5 protein-coding genes and 1 pseudogene are annotated in these 5,283 nt (G+C 71.6%); 5 read left to right on the top strand and 1 reads right to left on the bottom strand.

Going from position 1 to position 5,283, the window contains the following annotated elements; all coding sequences use genetic code 11:
• The 3 genes from D7V80_RS43775 to D7V80_RS40070 all read left to right on the top strand — a co-directional run.
• Positions 1 to 273, top strand: a 273-nt coding sequence (locus tag D7V80_RS43775) for a PilZ domain-containing protein (RefSeq protein WP_120593033.1), incomplete at its 5' end; no start/stop codon positions are given.
• 57 nt (positions 274 to 330) lie between these two features.
• Positions 331 to 735, top strand: coding sequence for a cytidine deaminase (locus D7V80_RS40075; RefSeq protein ID WP_014398972.1), 405 nt, complete (start codon positions 331 to 333; stop codon positions 733 to 735).
• A 12-nt stretch (positions 736 to 747) separates the two neighbouring features.
• Positions 748 to 2,085, top strand: a complete 1,338-nt coding sequence (locus D7V80_RS40070) for a 5'-deoxyadenosine deaminase (protein ID WP_120593032.1) — start codon at positions 748 to 750, stop codon at positions 2,083 to 2,085.
• Here the strand turns inward: D7V80_RS40070 and D7V80_RS40065 are convergent.
• The gene (locus tag D7V80_RS40065; protein ID WP_120593031.1) at positions 2,082 to 3,497 is read right to left on the bottom strand and encodes a sensor histidine kinase KdpD; all 1,416 of its coding nucleotides are present in this window, start codon (positions 3,495 to 3,497) and stop codon (positions 2,082 to 2,084) included. The two genes, D7V80_RS40070 and D7V80_RS40065, sit on opposite strands and share 4 nt — an antisense overlap.
• 282 nt (positions 3,498 to 3,779) lie before the next feature.
• On the opposite strand from D7V80_RS40065, the gene D7V80_RS40060 reads away from it, so the two are divergent.
• Both D7V80_RS40060 and D7V80_RS40055 read left to right on the top strand, forming a co-directional pair.
• Positions 3,780 to 4,517 (top strand): PspA/IM30 family protein, encoded by a 738-nt coding sequence (locus tag D7V80_RS40060; protein ID WP_014398969.1) that lies wholly within the window; start codon positions 3,780 to 3,782, stop codon positions 4,515 to 4,517.
• Positions 4,518 to 4,550: 33 nt separating this feature from the next.
• Positions 4,551 to 5,283, top strand: a pseudogene (locus D7V80_RS40055) (hypothetical protein); the annotation flags it as partial.

Raw genomic sequence — 5,283 nt, 5'->3', positions numbered from 1 at the left:
GAGGCCTTCCTGGACCGCGCGGGGGACCTGTCCCTGGGCGGTGTGGGATGGGTGGGTGAGGCGCTGGACCCGGGCCAGACCGTGGAGGTGCGCTTCGCGCTGCCCCCGTCCCTGGAAGAGGTGCAGGTGCGCGGCGAGGTGCTGCCCCCCAAGGCCGGCATGTCGGGTCCGGTGGTGCGCGTGCGCTTCCTGGAGCTGCCGGTGGAGCTGGAGCTGGCCATCGCCAGGCACCTGGACGACCAGACCAAGGATGAACCCCGGGGCGCCCGCTAGCGGGCGTCCCGGATGGACGCGGGCGCCGGTGGCCGGCGTCCCGCGAAGGAGGGCGGCATGGCGGACGAGATTCCCTGGGAGCGGCTGTTCGAGGAAGCCCTGCGGGTGCGTCAGCGCGCGCACGTGCCGTACTCCAAGTTCCCCGTGGGGGCCGCCGTGCTCTACGCGGACGGCTCCATCGTGGCCGGCTGCAACGTGGAGAACGCCACCTATGGCCTCACCGTCTGCGCGGAGCGCAACGCGTTCGTCGCGGGCGTGGCCCAGGGCCGCGAGAAGCCGGTGGCCGTGGCCGTCGTCGTGGACACCCCGGAGCCCTGTCCCCCGTGCGGCATGTGCCGCCAGGTGATGGCGGAGTTCGCCGGGCCTGACCTTCCGGTGCGAAGCCGCACCCTCAACGGGCAGGAGGCGCGCTACCCGCTCAGCGAGCTGCTGCCGCACGCCTTCACCCGTTCCTTCCTCTAGGACATCTCCCACGTGGACTTGCTTCTGACTGGCGCCACCGTCGTCACCATGAACCGCGACCGCGAGGTGCTGCCTCGCGCGGACGTGCTCGTGCAGGACGGGCGCATCGCCAAGGTGGGCCGGGGCCTGAAGGTGAAGGGCGCCCGCCGCGTCCTGGACCTCACCGGGCAGGTGGTGATGCCCGGCCTCATCCACGGCCACCTGCATGCCTGCCAGACGCTGTTCCGCGGCCACGCGGACAAGCGCGAGCTGCTGGACTGGCTGAAGGAGCGCATCTGGCCCATGGAGGCGGCGCACGACGCGGCGTCCCTGCGCGCCAGCGCGGACCTCACCTTCGCGGAGCTCATCCGCTCCGGCTCCACGGCGGCGCTCGACATGGGCACCGTGCACCACTACGACGCCGTCTTCGAGTCCGCGCGCGACAGCGGCTTCCGGCTCGTTGGCGGCAAGGCGATGATGGACTCCGGCGCGGAGGTGCCCGCCGGCCTGCGTGAGACGACGGCGGACTCCCTGTCGGAGAGCCTGGCGCTGATGGAGCGCTGGCACGGCACCCACGACAACCGCCTGCGCTACGCGTTCGCGCCGCGCTTCGCCCTGTCCTGCTCGCCGGAGCTCTTGCGCGAGGTGGGCCGGCTGTCGCGGGAGAAGGGCGTGCGCATCCACTCGCACGCCAGCGAGAACCGCACGGAGACGGACGTGGTCCGCCAGGTGACGGGCCATGACAACATCGCCTTCTTCCACGGGCTGGGGCTCACGGGCCCCCAGGTCACCCTGGCCCACTGCGTGTGGGTGGAGGGCGAGGAGCAGCGCCTCTTGCGCGAGTCCGGCACGGTGGTGTGCCACTGCCCGGGCTCCAACCTGAAGCTCGCTTCGGGCTACGCGCGCGTGCCGGAGCTCTTGAAGGACGGCATCCCCGTGGCGCTGGGGGCGGACGGCGCCCCGTGCAACAACACGCTGGATTTGTTCCACGAGATGCGGCTCGCGTCCGTGCTGCACAACCCGCGCGTGGGCCCGGTGGCGATGACGCCCATGCACGTCCTGGAGATGGCCACGCTGCACGGCGCTCGCGCCCTGGGCCTGGAGGACGAGGTCGGCTCCGTGGAGGCCGGCAAGCGCGCGGACCTCACCGTGGTGGACACGCGCGGCTTCCACTTCTGCCCGCTGCCGGAGGACGTCACGGGGCCGCTGGTGTACTCGGCGCGCTCCACGGACGTGTCGCACGTGCTCATCGACGGCAAGCTGGTGCTGCGCGAGGGCGAGCTGACGACGCTGGACGCGAACGCGGTGCTGGCCAACGCCCGCACGCAGGCGACGAAGCTCTTCGCCCGGGCGAAGCTGAAGGCGTCCTAGCGGCGCTGCTGGGCGGCCGTCGGATCCACGGACGGCTGCGAGGCCGGCTTCGCGCGGGGCAGGCGCAGCACGAAGGACGTGGCCCAGCCCTCCGCGTCCTCCACCGCCAGCCGCCCGCCATGGGCCTCCGCCGCCAGCCGGGAGAAGTACAGCCCCAGGCCGTAGCCCCGGCGGCCCTCCTTCTCGCGGTGGCCCTGCATGTACTTGTCGAAGAGGGACTCGCGCGCCTCCGGCGGAATGGCGATGCCGTCGTTGCGCACCGCCAGCCACTGGAAGCCCTCCGCCTCACCGGCCTCCAGGCGCACCCGCCCGCCGGACGGGGCGTAGCGGAGCGCGTTGGTGGCCAGGTTCTCCACCACGCGGATGAGCAGGCCCGCGTCGCCCACCAGCTGGAAGCCCGGCGGACATGACAGCTCCAGCTTGATCTTCCGAAGCCGGGCCGCGCCATCCAGCGAGCGGCGCACCTCGTCGAAGAGGGGCGCCACCGGGAAGGGCTGCTTGCGCGGGGACAGCCGGCCCTGCTCCAGCCGGGGCACGTCCAGCAGGTCGGAGATCATCCGGTCCAGGCGCGCGGTGACGGCCAGGCCCGTGCGCACGGATTCCACCATCGGCGTGCCGATGGGCAGCTCCTGCTCCATCCACGACAGCGACAGCGTCACGGCGGACAGCGGCGAGCGCAGGTCGTGCACCAGGAACTGCATCAGCTGCTCCTGGTGGGCCTGGAGCGCCTCCAGCTGGGCGTTGCGCGCGTGGGCCTCCGCCAGCATCCGCTCGATGGTGCGGTGGGCGTCCTCCACGTCGTGGGTGCGGCGGGCCTCCAGCTGCCGGGACACCTCCGCGTGCGACAGGTCCATGGCCAGGTGCCGCAGCCGCCCGGTGCCGTAGTGGCTCACCGCCGCCACCAGCACCAGCGTCACCGCCGCCACGGCCATGGCTCCGGGGCCCACGCCCGCCTGGTGCATGAGGACGGCCTGGGAGAGCGACGCCAGCCCCGCCGCGCCATAGACGAGCCAGGGCATCAGCTCCAGGCCGGACAGCGCCACCACCAGCGCGAACAGCCCCAGGCTGAAGCCCGCCACGCCCGCGGGGAAGGGCGACACCGGCAGGGCCAGCTGCTGAAGACCGAACACCAGCCCCACGTCCACCAGCGACTGGACGACGCCCAGCTGCTTCGTCAGGGGCTTGGAGCGCAGCGCGAACAGCAGCGCCACCACGCCGCCGTAGCAGAGCAGCAGGGGCGGGTAGTGGGCCCAGTCCCGGGCGCCCGTCAGCCACAGCCCCAGGCTGACGGCGAAGAACACGACCGTGCCCACCAGCCGCACCGCCGCCCCGGCACCCAGGACGCGCCTTCGTTGGGCGGCCACCACCCGCGCGAGCTCATCTTCAAAGGCAACGGGAGGGGTTGGGTCCATTCGACACGCTCGTTTTCCCCGCTTCCTCCCCACCCGGCAAGTTCATGGCCACAGCGTCTTTCGCGACCCCGGGTGGCCCCTTTAAGGGACAGGGAGTGGCGGGCGGGGCCGACCGGTGGCCCTGGACCCGGCCGGGCTGGCGGGCGGTGGCTGTTCTGGGGGCAATCATCCGTTCCGGGCAGGCGTAGTCACGATGACACGCGCCTTGCGGCTGGATGCTTGTGGGCGGCGGAGTTCGTGTAAGGTGACTGGGATTACGCACAGGCGGAGGTGAGAGCCGACATGTGGCAGCGATTCAAGAGAGCGATGCGGAGCTTCGCGGGCTTCTTCGTCTCCTCCATCGAGGATCCGGAGCTGATTCTCGAGCAGAACATCCGTGACCTGAACGATCAGGTCCCCAAGATGAACGAGTCCATCGCCATGGTCCGGGCGAATGTGACGCTGCTCGAGAAGGAGAACATGAAGTACCAGCAGGACGTGCGGGAGCTGACCGCCAAGGTGAAGGCCGCCATCCAGGCGGGCCGGGACGACCTGGCCGGCACCTACGCGACCAAGCTCCAGGGGGAGAAGGAAGCCCTCGCGCGCAACCAGGCGCAGCTGGACATCGCGAAGCAGGCCTATGAGAAGGCCCTGAACGTCAAGAAGGCGTTCATGCGCGAGAAGGACCGCAAGACCCAGGAGGCGATGAACGCCGTCCGGGACGCGCGGCGCGCCAAGTGGCAGGCGAAGGTCGCCGACACGATGGAGTCCTTCACCGTCGCGGGCGTGGACTCCACGCACGACGAGATGCTCCGCAAGGTCCAGGAGAAGACGGCCATCAACGAGGCGCGCATGCAGATGGCGCTGGAGTCGGTGGACCACCAGGCCGCGGCCATCGAGGAAGAGGCGGAGAAGATCCAGGGCGACGAGCTGGTGAAGCAGTTCAAGATGGAGATGGGCCTGATGGACAGCCCCGCGCCGGTGTCGGACGTGGGCGCGGGTCCGGAAAAGACCATCGGCAAGAAGGTGGAGATCAAGTAGGTCTCCCCCCATGAAAGGGGCCGGCGCACACGGATGAAGCTGCACCGCGGACCCGGCCTCTTTCTCTTCCTCGCGCTCTGCGTCCTGGGCGCGGGGTACGTGTTCGCCTCGCGGGCGGGTTACCTCGACCGCCTGCAGGCGCGCTTCTTTCCCTCCACCCGTGAAGCGGTGCGGCTGTCCCCGGGCGACTTCCCGGCGGGCGTCGCGGCCCCGGTGGCGGACGTGGCGTCGGTGCCGCTCAGGCCCGTGCTCATCGGCTTCACCCCGCGGGGTTCAGCCTCCGCGCTGCTCGTGGCCACCGGCGGCGCCACCACCCTGGACAACCCCGCCACGCCCCCGGGCGCCGCGCAGGGGCTGCTCAAGACGGCCTACGCCCTGGACGCCCGCGCGGTGCTCTTCGCCCGTGAGGAGGAGCTGAAGCAGGCCCTGTCCGTGGGCGCGGAGAACGGCGGCGTGGACATGGCGGCCCTGTCGGTGGACCGGCTCGCGTCGTGGGCGCCGACCTTGAGGGACGCGGCGCCGCGCACGGTGATGCTCGTGGGGCGCAGCCGGGGCCAGGAGGCCATGGCGGCGGTGGGCGTGCCGGACCTGGCCAGCCTGCGCGGCAAGCGGGTGGGCGTGTATCCGGGCGGCTCGTCGCACTACTTCGCCCTGTGGGTGCTGGCGCGCGCGGGGCTGCGCACCTCCGACGTGCGCTGGGTGGACCTGCCCTCCACGCTGGACGCGGGCCGGGCGCTCCGGGAGGGGCGGGCGGACGTGGTGGTGG

Origin of the sequence: Corallococcus sp. CA054B, assembly GCF_003611625.1 — a bacterium.
GTDB classification, from domain to species: Bacteria; Myxococcota; Myxococcia; order Myxococcales; family Myxococcaceae; genus Corallococcus; species Corallococcus coralloides.
The sequence above is the reverse complement of the archived record's forward strand: the minus strand, read 5'-3'. Positions and strand labels throughout refer to the sequence as shown.

What these genes read in the sequence shown, in the direction of transcription:
- D7V80_RS40075 (WP_014398972.1), top strand. Translation starts at nt 331, where the DNA reads ATGGCGGACGAGATTCCCTGGGAGCGGCTGTTCGAGGAAGCCCTGCGG.
- D7V80_RS40060 (WP_014398969.1), top strand. Translation starts at nt 3,780, where the DNA reads ATGTGGCAGCGATTCAAGAGAGCGATGCGGAGCTTCGCGGGCTTCTTC.
- D7V80_RS40065 (WP_120593031.1), bottom strand. Translation starts at nt 3,497, where the DNA reads ATGGACCCAACCCCTCCCGTTGCCTTTGAAGATGAGCTCGCGCGGGTG.